The organism is Ruegeria sp. N11 (assembly GCF_056531525.1).
In genome coordinates this window covers 88,640-106,983 of the sequence record NZ_JBQFLX010000010.1, presented here as the reverse complement: position 1 = coordinate 106,983, position 18,344 = coordinate 88,640, and the positions used below count along the sequence as shown (strand labels likewise).

Annotated in this window: 19 protein-coding genes; 4 read left to right on the top strand and 15 right to left on the bottom strand. The window is 59.4% G+C overall.

Going from position 1 to position 18,344, the window contains the following annotated elements; translation table 11 throughout:
- Positions 1-11: 11 nt before the first annotated feature.
- Complete coding sequence (locus ACR0J8_RS12490; RefSeq protein WP_480525142.1) at positions 12-929, bottom strand: LysR family transcriptional regulator; 918 nt, start codon at positions 927-929, stop codon at positions 12-14.
- A 137-nt stretch (positions 930-1,066) separates the two neighbouring features.
- Between ACR0J8_RS12490 and ACR0J8_RS12485 the strand changes: the two genes are divergently transcribed.
- Both ACR0J8_RS12485 and ACR0J8_RS12480 read left to right on the top strand, forming a co-directional pair.
- Positions 1,067-1,579, top strand: a complete 513-nt coding sequence (locus tag ACR0J8_RS12485; protein WP_480890481.1) for a sulfotransferase family protein — start codon at positions 1,067-1,069, stop codon at positions 1,577-1,579.
- 295 nt (positions 1,580-1,874) lie between these two features.
- Entirely contained in the window at positions 1,875-2,693 is an 819-nt protein-coding gene (locus ACR0J8_RS12480) for a DUF2189 domain-containing protein (protein ID WP_480525146.1), read from the top strand.
- Positions 2,694-2,755: 62 nt separating this feature from the next.
- Here ACR0J8_RS12480 and ACR0J8_RS12475 read toward each other — a convergent pair whose 3' ends face one another.
- The 10 genes from ACR0J8_RS12475 to ACR0J8_RS12430 form a co-directional block, all read right to left on the bottom strand.
- Positions 2,756-3,100, bottom strand: a complete 345-nt coding sequence (locus ACR0J8_RS12475) for a DUF427 domain-containing protein (RefSeq protein WP_480525148.1) — start codon at positions 3,098-3,100, stop codon at positions 2,756-2,758.
- A gap of 63 nt (positions 3,101-3,163) precedes the next feature.
- Entirely contained in the window at positions 3,164-4,954 is a 1,791-nt protein-coding gene (locus ACR0J8_RS12470) for an aminopeptidase P family protein (RefSeq protein WP_480890478.1), read from the bottom strand.
- Between the two features lie 77 nt (positions 4,955-5,031).
- Positions 5,032-6,198: an alpha/beta hydrolase gene (locus tag ACR0J8_RS12465; protein ID WP_480525152.1), complete on the bottom strand. Its 1,167-nt coding sequence runs from the start codon at positions 6,196-6,198 to the stop codon at positions 5,032-5,034.
- A gap of 294 nt (positions 6,199-6,492) precedes the next feature.
- Entirely contained in the window at positions 6,493-8,370 is a 1,878-nt protein-coding gene (gene cobT / locus ACR0J8_RS12460; RefSeq protein WP_170615270.1) for a cobaltochelatase subunit CobT, read from the bottom strand.
- Positions 8,371-8,491: 121 nt separating this feature from the next.
- Positions 8,492-9,478, bottom strand: coding sequence for a cobaltochelatase subunit CobS (gene cobS, locus ACR0J8_RS12455; RefSeq protein WP_170615271.1), 987 nt, complete (start codon positions 9,476-9,478; stop codon positions 8,492-8,494).
- Positions 9,479-9,661: 183 nt separating this feature from the next.
- Positions 9,662-10,735, bottom strand: a complete 1,074-nt coding sequence (locus tag ACR0J8_RS12450) for an alginate O-acetyltransferase AlgX-related protein (RefSeq protein WP_480890474.1) — start codon at positions 10,733-10,735, stop codon at positions 9,662-9,664.
- Between the two features lie 12 nt (positions 10,736-10,747).
- A complete protein-coding gene (locus ACR0J8_RS12445; RefSeq protein WP_480890472.1) occupies positions 10,748-11,161 on the bottom strand; it encodes a hypothetical protein in 414 nt (137 codons plus the stop codon).
- A gap of 6 nt (positions 11,162-11,167) precedes the next feature.
- A complete protein-coding gene (locus ACR0J8_RS12440) occupies positions 11,168-12,163 on the bottom strand; it encodes an MBOAT family O-acyltransferase (protein WP_480890469.1) in 996 nt (331 codons plus the stop codon).
- 156 nt (positions 12,164-12,319) lie between these two features.
- Complete coding sequence (locus tag ACR0J8_RS12435; protein WP_480890466.1) at positions 12,320-12,964, bottom strand: dimethylsulfonioproprionate lyase family protein; 645 nt, start codon at positions 12,962-12,964, stop codon at positions 12,320-12,322.
- A gap of 30 nt (positions 12,965-12,994) precedes the next feature.
- Positions 12,995-13,414 carry an Lrp/AsnC family transcriptional regulator gene (locus ACR0J8_RS12430; protein ID WP_480525161.1) on the bottom strand — a complete coding sequence of 140 codons (420 nt, stop codon included), beginning with the start codon at positions 13,412-13,414 and terminating at the stop codon, positions 12,995-12,997.
- A gap of 137 nt (positions 13,415-13,551) precedes the next feature.
- Here ACR0J8_RS12430 and ACR0J8_RS12425 point away from each other — a divergent pair, with 137 nt between their 5' ends.
- On the top strand, positions 13,552-14,328 hold the full coding sequence (locus tag ACR0J8_RS12425) for a carbon-nitrogen hydrolase family protein (protein WP_480890463.1): 777 nt from the start codon (positions 13,552-13,554) through the stop codon (positions 14,326-14,328).
- Positions 14,329-14,397: 69 nt separating this feature from the next.
- Here the strand turns inward: ACR0J8_RS12425 and ACR0J8_RS12420 are convergent, their stop codons facing one another.
- Positions 14,398-15,024, bottom strand: a complete 627-nt coding sequence (locus tag ACR0J8_RS12420; RefSeq protein ID WP_170615281.1) for a J domain-containing protein — start codon at positions 15,022-15,024, stop codon at positions 14,398-14,400.
- A gap of 107 nt (positions 15,025-15,131) precedes the next feature.
- On the opposite strand from ACR0J8_RS12420, the gene ACR0J8_RS12415 reads away from it, so the two are divergent.
- Positions 15,132-15,386, top strand: a complete 255-nt coding sequence (locus ACR0J8_RS12415; RefSeq protein ID WP_480525164.1) for a BolA family protein — start codon at positions 15,132-15,134, stop codon at positions 15,384-15,386.
- 6 nt (positions 15,387-15,392) lie between these two features.
- On the opposite strand, the gene ACR0J8_RS12410 is transcribed toward ACR0J8_RS12415, so the two are convergent.
- The 3 genes from ACR0J8_RS12410 to pepT form a co-directional block, all read right to left on the bottom strand.
- Positions 15,393-16,292 (bottom strand): hypothetical protein, encoded by a 900-nt coding sequence (locus tag ACR0J8_RS12410; RefSeq protein ID WP_480525166.1) that lies wholly within the window; start codon positions 16,290-16,292, stop codon positions 15,393-15,395.
- Between the two features lie 142 nt (positions 16,293-16,434).
- Positions 16,435-16,869, bottom strand: a complete 435-nt coding sequence (locus ACR0J8_RS12405; RefSeq protein ID WP_480890459.1) for a DUF4177 domain-containing protein — start codon at positions 16,867-16,869, stop codon at positions 16,435-16,437.
- Between the two features lie 81 nt (positions 16,870-16,950).
- Positions 16,951-18,207 carry a peptidase T gene (pepT, locus tag ACR0J8_RS12400; RefSeq protein ID WP_480525170.1) on the bottom strand — a complete coding sequence of 419 codons (1,257 nt, stop codon included), beginning with the start codon at positions 18,205-18,207 and terminating at the stop codon, positions 16,951-16,953.
- Between the last annotated feature and the right edge of the window lie 137 nt (positions 18,208-18,344).

Below are 18,344 nucleotides of genomic sequence, written 5' to 3'. Positions count from 1 at the left end.
ACGGGAGCCGCTTAGCCGGTTGGCGCTTTCTTCGCTTCTTCCTTGATCACAGACCGGACCCAACGTGCCAGTTTCGACCGGTCGGTTGCAGCGGTCCAGTACATATGCTCTGCCATGCCCGTGTCAAAATCGAAAGGCCGCAGAGCAAGCCTGTCCCTGAAACGGTTGGCCATCCGTGAAGGCAACGCAGCCAGCAGGTCGGTGCCCACGATGATTTCGCCAAAGGATATCGCATCACTGCTGACGATCGAACGCCGCAGGCTGATGCCCTGTTCGGCGGCATAGCGAACCGTCGCCTGCTGCCAGCCGGGGCGCGGTTCGAAATGGACGAAATTCATCTCCTTGATGTCGTCCAGCCCCAGGACCTCTTTCTTTGCCAGCGGGTGTGACGGATCCATCATGCAGACATGCTGCTCGCAGTTCAGGTATTCTTCGCCGTAAATCCCGCTGTCCGACACTTTCTGCGGCCCGAGGTAGATATCGGCGCTGCCACTCAGCAACAAGTCGCTGGCAAGGCCGTAGTTATAGTTCAGGATCAGCCGGATCGCAGGTGCTTCGCGCCGGAGCCGCCGAACAACTTGCGGCAAAACAAGCAACGTTTCGTAACTGGTGATGTTGATCCGGATCTCTCCCTCGGACTGCTTCGGATCGAATGCCTCATCGTCGCGAAACTGCTCGGCTTCTTCCAACATGTGCTCCACCCGGTCCATGAGCCGGTGACAATGGTGCGTGGGTGCTATCCCCCCGCCTTGTTTGACGAACAGGGGATCCTGCGCTGCCTTTCTTACACGTTCGATCGTGTAACTGACCGAAGACGGGTTCATGCCCAACTCGGCTGCGGCCTTTGCGAATGAGCGGTGCGTGTACACCAGCTTCAGCGTACGAAGCGCCGCGAAATCGAGCGAGAGTATTTCTGGCGCTGTGGACATCGGAACCCTGTCTGAGTGTAATTGAAAATTTCAATGTATTGAAACGAATTGATCTGATTGTTCAATCTGACACATCCGGACATCCTTAGGCAAGCAGACCCGTCACGGGATGCATTGCAATTGACCGGAGGATGAACATGACTTTGAAAGTGATCGGAGCCGGATTTGGACGGACAGGAACGGAAAGCCTCAAGCGGGCGCTTGAAGCCCTTGGGCTCGGACCGACGCACCACATGTACGAGGTCATGGACAGCGAAACGCAGCGGGAACGCTGGCTCGCTTTCGCAAACGGGGCAACACCGGACTGGCCCTCGCTGTTTGAAGGATACATCAGCGCCGTGGACTGGCCATCAGCCGCCTACTGGCGCGAAACGATGGCCTTCTACCCGGATGCCAAAGTGGTGCTGACCCACCGGCCCGCCGAAGACTGGTGGAACAGTTTCACCAATACGATTCAGACAGCGCTGCTAACGGGCACGGATGTCGGCGGTCTGGGAACCAGCGTGATAACCGAAGGGGTTTTCGGCGGAAACATCCAGGACAAGGCACATGTTCTGTCTGTTTACGAGGACACGATCGCCAGTGTCCGAAACGAAGTGCCTGCGGAACGGCTTATCGAGCTGCCGCTTGGCTCCGGTTGGGATCCTTAGTGCAGGGGGCTGGGCTTGCCGGCACCCGACATCGACTATCCCAAAGGCAACACAAAGGCAGGGTTCCGGGCGGTCGCATAGCCCTCCCGAATAACCCAGGCCTTGGGAACCGGCGTACCCTTGACGCGAAATTGCTGATTTTCCGCAGACCCTGCGAAGACTTGGCCACAATACTCGCTTCTTGCCCTTGTGCCCCACCTGATGCAAACTTGGTCGCAGAGGAGGGATGTCTGTTTCTCCGTTTGGTCTGTTTGAAAGCGGACCAGAACGGTGCAGCTGCTTTGGGAGGAGTGTCATGACATCCAAGACTGCGGGTTCCACGCCACCGGACAATCTGACGCCGCCGCCGCAGGCCATGCCCAGGATCAACAAGGTCACTGCGGATGATATCACGGCGTCCCTGAAGGCCGGCTTTTCCGATTTTCTGGCCCGCCCCTTCATGAGTGGCTTTTTTGGCCTGTTCTATGCAGTCTTCGGCATCCTGTTTGTCTGGAGCCTGGTCTGGCTTGGCAAGATCTGGATGATCATTCCAGCGGTTGTTGGCTTCCCCCTGGTCGCGCCATTTGCTGCCGCCGGGCTGTATGAGATGTCCCGCCGGATGCAGAACGACGAGAGTTTCGGCTGGTCTGAAATCCTCACCGTCATGGCCAACCAGCGCAAGCGCGAAATGGGCTGGATGGCCTTTGTCACCCTGTTCATTTTCTGGGTGTGGATTTATCAGGTCCGGCTTTGGCTGGCGATCATCCTACAGAATGCATCTTTCTCGGATTTCGACGGGTTTCTGAACACCGTGTTCTTCACACCGCAGGGCTGGACTTTCCTGGCCGTTGGCACCTGCGTCGGCGCATTTCTGTCGGCTGCCTTGTTCTCGGTGACCGTCATCGCCATGCCCATGCTGCTTGACCGGGAAACCAATTTCGTCTCTGCCATGATCACGTCCATTCGCGTCGTCACGAAAAATCCGTTGGTCATGCTTGGCTGGGCGGCGATCATCTCGGTCACTATGCTGTTGTCGCTTGTCCCGGCGTTTCTGGGACTGATCTTCACCCTGCCGATCCTTGGCCACACAACATGGCATCTCTATCAGCGGGCCATGCAACCCGCCGAGGGGTGATCCGGCCTGCCATCACTTGGCGCAACTGTCGGCTTCGACTGACTTCTCAACACCGGATGGTTCTACAACTGTTCGACCTTCACCGAATCCAGCGGATAGAACGCCAGATAGCCTTTGATTTCGGCCACCGCCGGGATCGGGTCTTCATAGCTCCACGCGGCGTTTTCGGTTGTCGAGGATTTGTTGACGATCGAGAAATGCGTGGCGTCGCCTTTGTGCGGGCAGTGGGTGACTTTATCCGTCTGGTCCAGAAAGGCCATCGCGACATCTGAGCGTGGGAAATAGATCACCGGATCCAGATTGCCTTCAAGCAACTCCAGCGCACCCGTGGTTTCGCCCAGAATCGCGCCACCTGACCGGACGCTCCATTTTCCGGGCGCCTTGCGGATTGTTATGTGGTCGGTCATGTCTGCTCCTTCTATTGTCGCGTCAGGGCCTTTCCTCTGCCCAGTCTATGTAACAGCCGGATGTCACACCGGCGCGGTTGCGGCATCCAACCACAGTTGCGCGTCATGGCCCAGCCTTGGCCTGATTTTTTCCGCAACTTCGCGGTGATACTCGTTCAGCCATGCCCGTTCCTGCGGGGACAACATGTCGGCGACGATCAACCGGCGGTCAATGGGCACAAAGGTCAGCGTACGCCAGTTCAGCATCGCCCGTTCGGTATCACCACCGGGCAGCGAGGGGGCTTTGTCCACAACCACCAGATTCTCGATCCGGATACCAAAGGCACCTTCCCGGTAGTACCCCGGCTCATTTGACAGGATCATACCGGGTTCCAGCGCAACATGGCTGACCTTCGACAGGCGCTGCGGGCCTTCGTGCACGCTCAGATAGGCACCGACGCCGTGGCCCACGCCGTGGTTGAAATCCTGCCCCGCGGACCACAGCGGCGCGCGCGCCACACATTCGATGTCGCGCCCGGACAGCCCGACGGGCCAGCGCAGCATGGACATGGCAATCATGCCTTTCAACACGCGCGTGAAGCAGGCGCTTTCCTCGTCACCGGCGGTGCCGATCGCAACGGTTCGGGTGATGTCCGTGGTGCCGTCCAGATATTGCCCTCCGCTGTCCAGAACCAGAATATGGCCATCCTTCAACAGGCTGTCTGTCTCGGTCGTCACCCGGTAATGCATGATTGCGCCGTTTGGCCCGGTGCCCGCAATGGTGTCGAACGAGATATCCCGCAGTGCCGCGTCCTGCCGTCGGTTTTCCTCCAGCCGGGTGACGACCTGTGTTTCGGTCAGGCTGCCTGGGGGCTGCGCGTCCAGCCAGCACAGCGTTTCGATCACCGCGACTGCATCGCGCAGATGCGCCTCGGCGCTGCCCGCGATTTCCGCAGCGTTCTTGCACGCTTTGGGCAGGGCGCAGGGGTCGCCCCCCTCGGCCATCCTGTCGCCCAGAGCGTCCGCAACAATCTGCGGCAATGTCGCCGGATCGACCTGCACCGAACCAGCCAGCCCGCTTATGGCCTGCAAAAACGCATCCGGTTCGTGCTGGCGCACCCGAGGCCCCAAATGATCGGCAACACCGGACAGCTTTTTGGCGGCCATGAACAGGTCCACTCCGCCATCGGCATGCAGAATCGCAAACCCGTGCGCCACCGGGTTGTACCCGATATCCGATCCCCGGATGTTCAGCAGCCACATGATGGAGTCCGGCAGCGTGATCACCGCAGCCGCATGTCCTGCTTTTTGCAGCGCTTCGGCCAGGCGGCTGATCTTGCTTTCGGCGGATTCACCCGCGAATTCAATCGGGTGCGCGCTAACCGGGTTCATCGGTGGCGCAGGCTGGTCCGCCCAGATCCGGTCCACCAGGTTCGGACAGCGGACCAGTTCGATACCGCTGCCCTGCAGATCCTTCTGGGAGCTCGTGATCTGACCCACAGCATGCAGCCAGGGGTCAAACCCGACCTTGCCGCCCTGTGGCAGCTGTTCTTTCAGCCAGGCGGCCAACCCGATATCGGGCCAGGGAACCGGAGTATACACATCCGCGACCTGCGCCTTGACCTGCGTGCGATAGCGCCCGTCGATGAATACACCCGCCACGTCTGTCAGCGCGGCACAAAACCCGGCCGATCCGGTGAACCCGGTCAACCAGGCCAGACGCTCATCGCGCGGCGCTACATATTCCCCCTGATGCGCATCTGCGCGGGGAACCAGAAATCCGTCCAGCCCTTCCTGAGCCATCTCACTGCGCAAGGCCGCCAGCCTGGGCGGCCCCTGTTCCGGGCGGGCGGTCACTTCGAATGTCTGGAACATGGGGGCCTCTTGCTTATGTCTTGGTGCGGCGAAAAGTGGGGCGCGCGGCGGCAAATGTCCAGCACATCGCGACGACACTATTCGGTTGCGCCCAGAAAGCCTTTCAGCGTCTCGATATAAGAGTCGTAAACGTCGTTTCCGGGCAGAGGAATGTGATTGGCGGTTTCCAGAATGACAAGCGAAGCGTCGGGAATACCGGCTGCCAGTTTTCGCGCCTCGGACAAGGGGTGGACGGCGCTGTTGCGCCCATGCAGGACCAACGTCGGGCATTGCACTTGCGGCAAAAGATGCAGAACCGAGGCGGTGTTTCCGCTGTCGCGCTGATACAGTTTCTGCTCGACGGAATAGAGCGTCTGCATCTCGTTCACAATTTCGCGCACGGTTTCCAAAGGTCCCTCGGGAAAGTAGCTCAGTAGCGAGCCAACCGCATAACCGCTCCCGGGGTCTTTCCAGCCTTCGATGATCAGGTTGCGGATCGAATCCGGCCCCGCCACACCTTCACGATGATCGCGCCCTTCTGCCCAGCCGCCAACAATCGCCAGCCTGCTGACGCGCTCGGGATATTTCGTGGCGAATTGCAGGGCCGAGAATACGCCGCCGAATTCCGAGACAATGGCAAACCGGTCAAATCCTGCGGCCTGCGTCACCGCCAGAATGTCTTCGGCAACCCCTTCGTAATTGGCCCGGCAGGGGTCGCCCCAATGGGACTGGTGGCTTTTGTTGTAACGCAACATCGTGAACTCAGCGTCCATCGCTTCAAGGTAGGTCCGCTCAGAAGCCAGCCGCCCCTCTGCCTCCAGATCATAAACGATGGAACCGACCCTCAGAACCGGAGGGCCTTCTCCGGACATGGCAAAGGCAATCGCCTGACCGTCATGTCCCCGGGCATATCTTAGCCGCTGGGTTCGATGTTCGCCGTTTTGTGCAGGCTGTGAATCACGGCTGACTTCAGCCGCCATCTGCAGGCCACGCCGCACAATTGTCCGGATGATCCGTTGCGTCTTGCCATCATCGCCTACTGCCTTGCGTGCTGCAGCGATGCGGGCGCTTATGGTCGATTCCGAGACAAACCGACCATGCCAGACCCGCTCGATGATCTCTTCGCGTGCAACCAGCTTGCCGGGGCTTTCAACCAGTAACTCCAGCAGATCAAAGACCTGAGGTTCAACCGGAACCGCTTCGCCCCCGCGCAACAGCACGTGGCGGTCAACGTCCAGAATACAATCTGCAAACTCATAGCGCATGGGCTGAATACACTCCGTTTCGATTGGGGCCACAAGGTTCAATGGCCTTCCCAAAGGTTTCTCGGGGGTTTCTCAGGATTGTCTTCAAGCGAGAGGGCAGCGCCGTTGCCAAATTAGAGGCAACAAACAGGAGCTTCAGATGATGCCACCCTTCGATATCGCGTTATTGCACCACAAGGCCGTTCGCCACAGGCACAATAATACCCAGCCCCGAATTGCTCCGACTACCGGATCGTCAATCTGGGGCTGGTTGCTTAGGATGCTATGCCGCCCGGCAGGGCGACGTCAACGGATCTAGCTGGCCCGCTTCATTCCCATGACCCGCGCCCGCGCCCGCGGGTCGCTGTCGAACAGAGCTGCCAACTGCTCGGTCATCGCACCCGCCAGTTGCTCGACATCGGTGATCGTGACCGCACGGTCGTAATAGCGGGTCACGTCGTGACCGATACCGATCGCCAGCAGTTCGACCATCTTGCGCTTTTCGACCATCGCGATCACGTCGCGCAGGTGTTTTTCCAGATAATTCGCAGGGTTAACGCTCAGAGTTGAATCATCAACCGGCGCACCATCCGAGATCACCATCAAAATCTTGCGCTGCTCTCGCCGCGCCAGCATCCGGCGATGCGCCCATTCCAGCGCCTCGCCGTCGATGTTTTCTTTCAACAGACCTTCTTTCATCATCAGACCCAGATTGGGCCGCGCGCGACGCCACGGGGCATCCGCACCCTTGTAGATGATATGGCGAAGATCGTTCAGGCGCCCCGGCTGCTGCGGGCGTCCATCGTTCAGCCACGCCTCACGCGCCTGACCGCCTTTCCATGCCCGTGTGGTAAAGCCCAGAATCTCGACCTTGACGTTGCAGCGCTCCAGCGTCCGCGCCAGAACATCCGCACAGATCGCCGCGATCGAGATCGGACGCCCGCGCATCGAGCCCGAGTTGTCCAAAAGCAGCGTCACCACGGTGTCGCGGAACTCGGTATCCTTCTCGACCTTGAAGCTCAGCGGTGTTGTTGGGTTCGCCACGACACGTGCCAGACGGCCTGCGTCCAGAATGCCTTCCTCGCGGTCAAACTCCCAGGACCGGTTCTGCTGCGCCTGCAACCGACGCTGCAGCTTGTTGGCCAGACGCGATACCGCCCCTTTCAACGGCTCCAGCTGCTGATCCAGATAGGCCCGCAGCCGCTCCAGTTCGGCGGGTTCCGCCAGATCCTCGGCGGCGATCTCCTCGTCATGGGTGCTCAGGTAAACCTTGTAGTCGGGATCCGCTTCAGACGCGGGCGGCGGGGCAGGCGGCTCCAGCGGGGCCTCGCCATCGGGCATCTCGGCCTCTTCGCCCATCTCATCCTCGGCCATCTCGTCCATCGAGACCTGCGCCTGAGACTGATCCTGCTGCTCTTCCTGCGTCTGTTCGGGGGTGGCGTCGGCGTCCTGCTCGTCCTGATCGTCCTGCCCGGTGCTGTCGGGGTCGGGCTGTTCCTCGGCGTCGTCTTCGGCCTGATCTTCCTGCTCGTCGTCCAGCTCGTCCGGGTCCTCGCCCAGCTGGTCGCCATAGCCCAGATCCTTGATCATCTGACGGGCAAACCTTGCGAATTCCGCCTGGTCCGACAGAACCTCTTCAAGGTTCTCCAGCACGCCACCCGCCTGTTCCTCGATGAACCCGCGCCACAGGTTCATGATGTTCTCGGCTGCCGGCGGCAGATCCCGCCCGGTCGCCAGATGCCGGATCAGATAGCCCGCGGCCACCGCAAGCGGCGCATCTGCAGGCTGTTTGCACTGGTCATATCCGCGCCGGATCGCCTCGTGGCTGATCTTGACATCGATATTGCTGGCAGTCCCGGGCATGTCCCGTGCGCCCATCGCTTCACAACGGGCAACTTCCATCGCCTCATAAAGATCCCGCGCCATATCACCCGGAGGGGCATAACGCGCATGGGTCGCATCGTCATGATACCGCCGCTGCAGCGCCAGAGCATCCGCCGTGCCGCGTGCCAGCAACACCTCCTCGCGAGTCATGCGGCGAGAGACCTGCGGCAACCGCATCGATTCACCGGACAGACCCGACGGGTCGACCGTATAGCTCACCGAAAGCTCGGGATCGTCGGCCATCACCTTGGTGGCCTCGGCCAAGGCCTTCTTGAAAGGATCGGCGGGGTTATCGTTCTTCTGTGCCATGTCCTTAAGCCCTCATCAAAGTGACCAGCCCGGCCTGGAAAACATTAACGGATCCGCCTTCATCTGGCCAAAAATATCCCCGCCGGAGGCATTGCGCCCGAAACGGGCGCAATTCAGGTGCTTACCCCAGGCTCGCACTCGCCGCGCTCTCGGGCAGTTCCTCGTCGAAACAGCGCTGATAGAACTCGGCCACGGTCTGGCGCTCCAACTCATCGCACTTGTTCAGAAACGACAGGCGGAAGGCGTAACCCACATTGCGGAAAATCTCTGCGTTCTGGGCCCAATTGATCACGGTCCGCGGGCTCATCACCGTGGACAGATCGCCATTCATGAAGGCCGTCCGGGTAAGGTCAGCAACGGTCACCATCTGGCTGACGGTCTTGCGGCCCTCGGCGGTGTTGTAGTGCGGTGCCTTTGATAGCACGATCATCGTTTCGGCATCATGGCTCAGGTAGTTCAGAGTCGAAACCAGCGACCAGCGGTCCATTTGCGCCTGGTTGATCTGTTGCGTGCCGTGATAAAGGCCGGTGGTATCGCCCAGACCCACGGTGTTGGCGGTCGCGAACAGGCGGAAGTTCGGGTTCGGCGTGATGATCTCGTTCTGGTCCAGCAGGGTCAGCTTGCCGTCATGCTCCAGCACACGCTGGATCACGAACATCACGTCGGCACGGCCCGCATCGTATTCGTCGAACACGATGGCAACAGGGTTGCGCAGGGCCCAGGGCAGGATACCTTCGTGGAATTCGGTCACCTGTTTGCCGTCGCGCAGCTTGATCGCGTCCTTGCCGATCAGGTCGATCCGGCTGATGTGGCTGTCCAGGTTCACACGTACGGCAGGCCAGTTCAGACGCGCGGCGACCTGTTCGATATGGGTCGATTTCCCGGTGCCGTGATAACCTTGGATCATCACGCGGCGATTGTGCGAAAAGCCCGCCAGGATTGCCAGCGTGGTTTCGGGGTCGAACTTGTAGGTCGGGTCGATCACCGGAACGCGGTCGCTGCGCTCGGCGAACCCCTTGACCGCCATGTTGCTGTCAATTCCAAATACGTCACGGACCGAGATGTCTTCGGTTGGTTTTGCGTTGATATCGATCGATCCGTCAGCCATGCGCCTTGTCCTTATCCTTTGCCCCGCTCTCCGGGTTTGAACCCGTGTGTGGTGCAACATATTGCGGACAAGGGCAAGGGAAAGCCGACCGTTCATTTGGCTGGCCGGATGTTTCTTTGAAACTGACCATAAATCGTGGGTATCACAATCCGGTGGCCCGTAGCCGGCGGGCCTTTCAACCTATTACAGGTGCAGGCGAGGCTCGAACAGGTTTCGTTCGACAAGTTGGAAAATGACCACATCGGGCTGCAGGCGAGCGATCTGTTCCGCCATGTCTCGATCTAAAAGATCCTGCCATTGTACCTTGTGAACGATCCGGAACGTGCTGCGATAAAGCGCGATGTTCGCCTCGCAGAATGAATCGCAGATTAGCAATGCGGTGCCGGGATTTATGGCGGCAGGCGCAAATGTCGTCTCAAAACCCCCTCCGTCGCCCGCTTCTGCCGTACAGATGTCAGGTACGCTTCCGATGAACGGAGTTGCACCTGCGCAGACCACCAAATTCTCAAATCCGATTGCATAATCCGTTTCATGGCGGTGGCCCAGCAAATCCCGAACTTTAAGCAGATTGGCCAGATCACCTGATGTATATTCCAGTACCTCTGCCGCGTAGACAATCGGATCATAGTCGGGCCCAAGTGCCTCCAAAGTCGCTTCATATCCTCGCGCGGCCCCCAAGTTTGTCCAATGGGTATCGGTTTTCAGGTAGGCCTGAGCGGTGGCCTTCAGTCCCGTCATCAGGGTGCGCAAATCCAGCAGCGGCAGATTTTGTTCACGCGCGGCCTCAATAAACATGTCCGTGCCGTTAATGTCCGCTGGTGCCACTTCGGGCGGCAGAAATTCCGGATAGATCGTATGCTTGTTCGGCGCGATCACAAGCAGGAAATCCGAACCCCGCGCCTGCAGCCAGTCCGAGAACTGCCGCAGATGATCCGCCCAGCCCGCAACATCCCTGGCATCGGGCATCTTCCGGCCCGACGTTCTGTCGAGCACACGATTGTGACCGTTGCCCAGAAACAGATAGCCCGACTGCCCGATCACCACCTGATCGGTGTCCAGTGAGACGCCGCAGCAGGACCACAACCCCAGCGCCAGCATGCCTTCGGCATTGTTCACGGACCATAATGCGCGCGGGTCTTCCGGCACAATCGGCCCGTCCTGCATCTGCAGGCGCGCCAGCAGAGTGGTGACGGGCAGAAACAGGAACACAACCGCCGCGATGGCGCTGACCAGAAGGAAACGATTGCGGTACATCATCCGGCCTGTTCCTCAGAAGTTGAAATAAAGGAAAACGTCGCTGCGCGTGGCCAGCATCGCCGTGCAGGCGGTGCCAAAGGCCATCCCGGCGAAAACGGTTTTCCATTGCGGTTTGAGGTTGCGCACAAACTGGTTCGTGTTGGGCAGGGCCAGCGCCACGTAGAACGCGGCAAGAATGGCAACCGCCGCAGTGTCACTGTCGATGATCACCACATGGCTGCTGCCGGAGTTCGATGCACCCCGGCCAAACATGGTTCGAAGAACGCTGTTGGCCTGCGCCACGCTGTCGGCCCGGAAATAGACCCAGGCGCAATGAACGATCAAAAAGGTGATTGCCCAACGGGCCGGTTTCGGCAGGCTGACCTTCAGCCGGGCCAGATAGCGCTCGGCCACCAGAACAGCGCCGTGAATGGCACCCCAGATCACAAAGGTCTAGCCTGCGCCGTGCCAGGTACCGCCAAGCAGAAAGGTTGTGAACAGGTTTGCCGACACCCGCGCGGGCGACCGGCGGCCGCCGCCCAGCGGGATATAGACATAGTCGCGCAGAAAACGCGACAGCGTCATGTGCCACCTGCGCCAGAAATCCTGAACCGACAGGGATTTGTAGGGCGAGTTGAAGTTCTGCGGCAGGCGGATGCCGAACATTCGCGCCGCGCCGATGGCCATATCCGTATAACCGCTGAAGTCGAAATACAGCTGGAACGTGTAGGACAATGTCGCAACCCAGGCGTCCAGAACGGTCAGGTTGGCATAATCGGCAAAACCCTGATCCGCATAGACCGCCAGTTGATCTGCGATGACCAGTTTCTTGAACAGCCCGATGCCAAAGATCACTATCCCGACATACAGGTTTTTCCATCGCAAAATCCCGATCGAAGGCGATTTGAACTGCGGCATCATCTCATGGTGATGCACGATGGGTCCCGCGATGAGCTGCGGGAAGAAGGTGACAAAAACCAGATAGTTCAGAAACCGCGTCGGCCGCGCGATCCGCTTGTAGCTGTCCACCAGAAATGCGATTTGCTGAAAAGTGAAAAAGGAGATCGCCAGCGGCAACGCGATGCTCAGCGGCTGGATGAAGGACCCCGTGACGTCATTCAGGATACCGACGGCAAATCCAAGGTATTTGAAGAACCCAAGCAGACCAAGGTTGAACAGTATGCCCGCGACAAGCAGCCCCCGCGCCGCGCCGTCCTGCCCCTGCGCCGCCATCTTGTGCCGAATGGCCCGGGCCACAAGAAAGTTGACGCAGACCGATCCCAAGAGAATTGGCAGGTAATCCAGCCGCCAATAGGCATAGAAAAACAGCGAACAAGCCGCGATCCACAAGAGTTTCACATCCGCATTGCGCAGTCTTGCGGCTGCGTAAAACCCCAGAAGGCTCAGAGGCAGAAAAACAAACACAAACGGAACGGAACTGAATAGCATCTCAGTCTTTCAAACGCGGCGGGTCACGACCTACTGCCTCAGTCCCGAAGCGCTTTCAAGCGAGGAGTTGCCCCACACCCGGTTTGCCCAAGCCCGATGCGCCGGAAAACCGAAGCCTCTGGCCGGAACCCTGCGCGTGATCAAGCCACAAGGCTATCACTTCGAAGGCGTCAGAACAGGCGGTGTGTCAAACCCGTTTCGCCACGCGACAAGGCACAGGACCGGCGCGTCCAATGTCTCCATCGCGTGTGGCTGGTTGCTTTGATGCAGTACCGTGTCGCCTTCGCGCAGGGCTTCATCGGGGCATCCCTGCCGCTTGAAAACAGCCGACCCGGACACAACCAAATATGCCTCCTCCCCCGGATGATGGTGCCAGGGATAATACAGCCCGGCTGGCATATGGACGACCCACAGCCACAACTGCCGCGAGGTGAATGGCCCGCCTTTGCCGATGATGGAATAGCATCCGAAATTTTGCAGGAACCGGTCCCCGATATTGGTGCCCTTGTAGGTTTCACGCCAGACAGCCGCCGGACCGGCGGCAATGATGGCATCCTGCAGATCGCCATAGTGTTGGGATGACAAACCGGTTTCGTTGCGCAGAGCTTCACCGCAGGGGCGGTGTAATGGCGTGATTGGCTGCCGCTCGACGTCATCTGGAAACGCCGCAAAGGCCGTCAATTCACGATTGCCGCGATAGGCGTCGCGCGAAAGGCGCAGAAGATTGTCGTACAGGTGATCGTTGCCCATACGGTGATCAGACGATCGAATCGGACCATTAGGCTTGTCCACCTGCGACATCGGGCAGGTATTTCGCTGCGGGCACTTGCTTCATTTGAAATGATTAAGGCGGATGCAGCTGTTGGTTTCGGCCACCATCGGCATGCGGCGGATATCCATCAGGACCGTATCCAGACGCTGATGCGAGGAGGTGCGCAATTCCAGAACCAGATCGAACACACCGTTCACGGAGCCAAGCGACTGAACTTCGGGAATTCTCCTGAGTTGGTCGATGATCCGTCTGCTGTCCCCCGGTGCCAGCTTCAAAAGCACAAGTGCATCGACCAGCGCATTTTCAACCAAGCCCCCAAGTTCCACCGTAAACCGCGCGATTGTGCCGTTCGCCTTCAGCTTGTCGATCCTGTTCTGGATCGTGGCCCGCGACACGCCCAGTTCACGCGCCAGTTCGGCGGCCGAACAACGGGCATCCCCGCTCAGAAGGCGCAGCAGTTCCCGATCGATATTGTCCATGCCTTGTGTTCGCTTTCGTCAAAATGGCTGTCAAATCGTTAAAGGTCTATCGAAACGATACCATTCCTTGACTGTTACGCCAATACACGCGCAGTCATGCTGATCCGCATTACCAACCATGTCCAAGGACCGCAGCCGTGAAAGTCACCGTTTGCCAACTCGACCCGCGCCCATCACAACTGGACCAGTACCTGTCGGGTCTGGCCGATCATGTCCAAGCTGCCGGAACAGATTTTTTGCTGCTGCCCGAGATGTGTTTTTTCGACTGGCTGGCGCATGACGCAACGCCGGATGCCGGGCGCTGGGCTGCCTCCGTTGCGGCGCATGACGACAGGATTTCGCAGCTTTCGAAACTGGGCGTTCGCGGCGCGATGGGAACCCGCCCGATTGTCAACGCCGCCGGCAGCCGCCGCAATCAGGCCTATGTCTGGACCGCTGAAACCGACAACGCAGCGCCGGTGCATGAGAAATACTATTTGCCGGATGAACCGGGTTATCATGAGCACAGCTGGTATGATCGCGGACCCAAGAGCTTTGATCTGGCCCGTGTTCTGGGGATGCGCGTCGGCGTCCAGATCTGTACCGAGATGTGGTTCTTTGAATGGGCCCGCCACTATGCGGCCTCGCGTGCCGACCTGTTATGCGTCCCGCGTGCGACGCCGCACGGCTCTGTCGAAAAATGGCTGGCCGGCGGTCAGGCCTCGGCCGTGTGTTCCGGTGCTGATTGCCTGTCGTCCAACCTGTGGGCCCCTGTCGGAGATGCCCCCGACGCAGGCGGTCTGGCTTGGGTGATCGACCCCGAAGGAAACGTGCTGGCCACCACCGACCCTGACAATCCCTTTGCCACGGTCGAGATCGATCTGGACTTTGCCGCGCAAAGCAAATCGACCTATCCGCGCTACGTTCCGGAATGATTGTTTGACGCGCCAGATCCGTTCTGGTCCTGCTGTCATTGTTTGCGGCAGGGCCAACCGGATGCCGGACTATTTGAAGTTCCGGCTGTCCTTGATCTGATCCCAGGCCCAGACAACCTCCTGCAGTTGCTCTTCCTGACTGCGGTCGCCGCCGTTCATATCCGGGTGAAGCACCTTGATCAGCTTTTTGTAGGCCTTGCGCACCTCGGCCTTTGACCAGCTGTCATTGGCTTCCAGAATCTCGATCGCACGGCGCTCGGTCGGGGGCAGGCGACGCCCGCCGCCACCTGATGTACGGCCCTTGTTCTGTGTACCGTTGGCGCCCAGCACCTGGTGGGGATCCTCGATGCCCAGCCGGGCCCAGGCGCGCGCCTCGGGGTCGCCCATGGGTTTGGTCTCACGCTCCCACACCTTGTCCTTGGACCGCTGCGCGTTCAGTTCGGCCTCGGTGGTGCCGTCGAAGAAATTCCACTTCTGATTATACTCGCGCACATGCTGCTGGCAGAACCAGAAGAAGTCATCCAGAACGTCCGGCGCTTTTGGCGCCCGAAACTTGCCCGCCTCTTCACAGCCCTCGTGATCGCAGATTCGCATCGAGGTCTCAGACGCACCCGACATGCCCCGACGCCCGCGCGGGTTCTTTTTCTTGGCGCTGGAAACGGACATATCGAATCCGAATGGGTCTGATTTCGTCATGCTCTGATCCTTACGAACACATCTTTTCGACTCGGAGGCAGCAGTTTAGTCTAAGCAGCCGAAAGTAGAAGAGGGGGGCGGCAAAAATTTTGCCGATGAGCATAAAAATGAGCGTGACCGAAGAAATCCGATCCCGCCTGCAGGCCGCGTTTGACCCGCGCGAGCTTGAAGTGGTCGATGACAGCGAAAGCCACCGGGGCCATGCCGGATACCAGGACGGGGGCGAGAGCCACTTCAACGTCCGCATCCGCGCCTCAGCCTTCGCAGGCCAATCCCGCGTTGCCCGCCACCGTGCCGTGCACAAGGCGCTGGGCGATGTGGTTCCACGCATCCATGCGCTGGCTTTGGATATCGGTGTCTGATCGCGCTTAGAACCGCAGCCGGAAGGCGAGACCGACCAGAGGGGCCGTGTCATAGTTCTGACGGCTGATTTCGTTACCGTTCTTGTCCTCCAGCGTCAGTCGGCCATCGAACTCGGCCCCTGCAAAGACGGTTACTGACACGCCAGGATTCGGGTCATAGCTGAGGGACGCAACCACCGGGATGCTCTGATCTTCACCAATCCCGCTGGGAGCCAGCCCGTTGTCGTCTAGCCGGAAGCGGATTTTCTCGGAACGTGCCGAAAGCGAGAGGCTGAAATCTTCATTCACCGCATAGCTCAATGTCAGCCCCGGCCCTCGCGTAGCTCCGATTCCGGATCCGGTGTTCAAGTTCCAGCGATCATTGATGTCCCAATCCACCAACAACGCGGGAAAGACATCCACACCGCTATCTTCCAGTTGCGAAAAAGCCCCAAATGCCGGGCCGATTGTCAAGCTTTGGCTCATCCGCCATGCGACACCCGCAAAAACACCATATGTGCGCCCATCCGAAGGTGCGGCACCTCTGTGGTAGTCCCATCTGATCTGAGGCGATACGAACACGCTGCCCCTTTGCCTGGCCTGAAACCGAAGCGGGGTCGAAACTCGGATGTCGCGGATATCGTTCCACGGCTGGTTGTCCGCTGCGCTGAAATCGTAATCCAGTTGTCCGTAGCTTACCGAAACACCGAGCGAAGTATCGCTGTCAAAACTATATAGCCCCGTAGCCCGCAGAAACGACCGCGTCGCGCTGAAGTCGCCGCCTTGATCCAGATCGGCGCTGCCCTGATAGGCGGCCAGCCCGTCGATCTGGCTGACCCAGCCTAATCGTTGTTGTGCGACGGCGGGCAACGCGAACTGGCATGCGATGGCGGCAAAAAGACAAAGATTAGCTTTGCGGGGTTTCATCGCAGTAGGGGGTCCTTCTGGGGGGCAAAAAATATCTCTTAACGATACGACCGGAACCCTGAAACGGATGACCGTCTCAGTCCTGCTGGTCAAATCCGTGCCATCAAAACCACACCTTCGAACCGTCTGGTCTTGATGCTTGTTACTTGGAATCTTCGTCGGCTTTTTCGCCGGGTTGCAAAGTCAGGGGAGGCTCATCCACCTCGGCTGAAATAGGTCCCGGGGCCAGAACCGCATGCGGCTCGGGCGCCTTCACCGTATCCGGTCCCGGGATCGGGTGGGCCAGCGGAACGCCTTCGGGCGTTTCTGTCGGGCTCGGGACGGGAACCGGGGCGACCTCAGCCTCGACCGAGCGGCGGAACACCAGCACATTGCGCCAGTGGGTCGTCGATCCGGTCAGGCCCGAGCGTTCCTCGCTGGGCAGCAACTCGGCGCGCTGGTATTCCCAGCCGTCCTGACCCATCTGGTTCAGCAATTGTTCGACCGAATTGGCAAACCGCCCCTCGGGCGTTTTCACGCCCTTGGCCTTGGTGCCTTTTTGCGGGGCGGGGACAACCTTGTATTCGTAGCGCTGCATCAACCGTTCCTGAAATGCCTGTGGCGGACAGGTTATCACGTTGACCGCCGGGCGAAAGAGACGTCGACCCGATGTCGGATTTTAGCCGCCACTGTTGCCCGGTTTCTGCGCTGCCCTGGTCGCCACGGACAGGCACAACTCGGTCGCGACGGCCATGTCCTGCACCGAAATCCATTCCAGCGGGCCGTGAATGCACTGCATCCCGGTAAAGATATTGGGGCAGGGGGTGCCGAACTCGGTCAGGCGCGACCCGTCGGTGCCGCCCCGGATCGGAACAGATACAGGCTCGATCCCCATGTCGCGGCAGGCGTCGCGGGCCAGATCAACCGGGGTCATGTCCTTTTCCAGCCAATAGCGCATGTTGCGGTATTGATGGTAAATCTCACAGGTGATTACCGCCCGCGGCTCTGTGGCCTGTACAGTGGCACAAACCTGCCGCACCAGATCACCCTGCGCCTCCAACGCTTCCATTTCGAAATCGCGCAGGATCAGCTTGATTTCCATTTCGGAGGAACCGCCATTCATGTCGGTGATATGGATGAACCCCTCGTGCCCGTCCGTGACTTCGGGGGTCATCGTCGCCTGCGGAAGAGTTTGAACGATCTTAGCTGCCAGATGGGCTGCGTTGACCATTTTTCCCTTCGCAAGCCCGGGGTGGATCGAGACGCCCTCGATCCGGATCACGGCACGGTCGGCCGAAAAGCTCTCATATTCGATTTCGCCGACTTCCTGACCATCCAGAGTGTATGCGAAATCAGCGCCCAGATCCTTGGGTAGTTGTTCGGTAACACCGCGCCCGATCTCTTCATCGGGGGTAAAGGCGATGCGGATCGGCCCGTGCGGAATATCAGGATTATTAATCAGATGCCGCGCCATGGTCATCAGGATCGAGACACCCGCCTTGTCATCCGCACCCAGCAAGGTGGTGCCTGATGCAGTAATCAGATCGTGCCCGATCTTTTCGGCGAGATAGGGGTGCTCCTCCGGCGACAGGACCAGATCGGGGTCGTCGGGAAAGGTGATCTCGCCACCATTGTACCCCTTGATCACGCGCGGCTTGACGCCGGCGGCATTGAACTGCGGGGCGGTGTCGACATGGGCCAGAAACCCGATTGTTGGGCCGGGAACAGTTCCGGGGATAGTGGCGACAACAACGCTGTCACCGGTCAATTCAACATCCTGCGCGCCGATTTCGGTCAGTTCCTGGCGCAGCAGGTTCAGCATGTTCAGCTGGATGTCCGAACTTGGGGTCGAGGGCGACGTCTCATCGCTCTGACTGTCGATCGCAGCATACCGGACCAGCCGGTCCTCGAGTTCCTGATCAAATCTTTTCTGCATGTTACCTCACCTCAATTTTCGGGGATGAAAGGGTGCAATCCGGCGGGGAGTCAAGCAGATGCTCAGCCCGAAATCGGGGCTGAGCGGTTAACTTTTTGTTATGTACAAAATGCACACCGTGGGCCGTGCGCGACGTG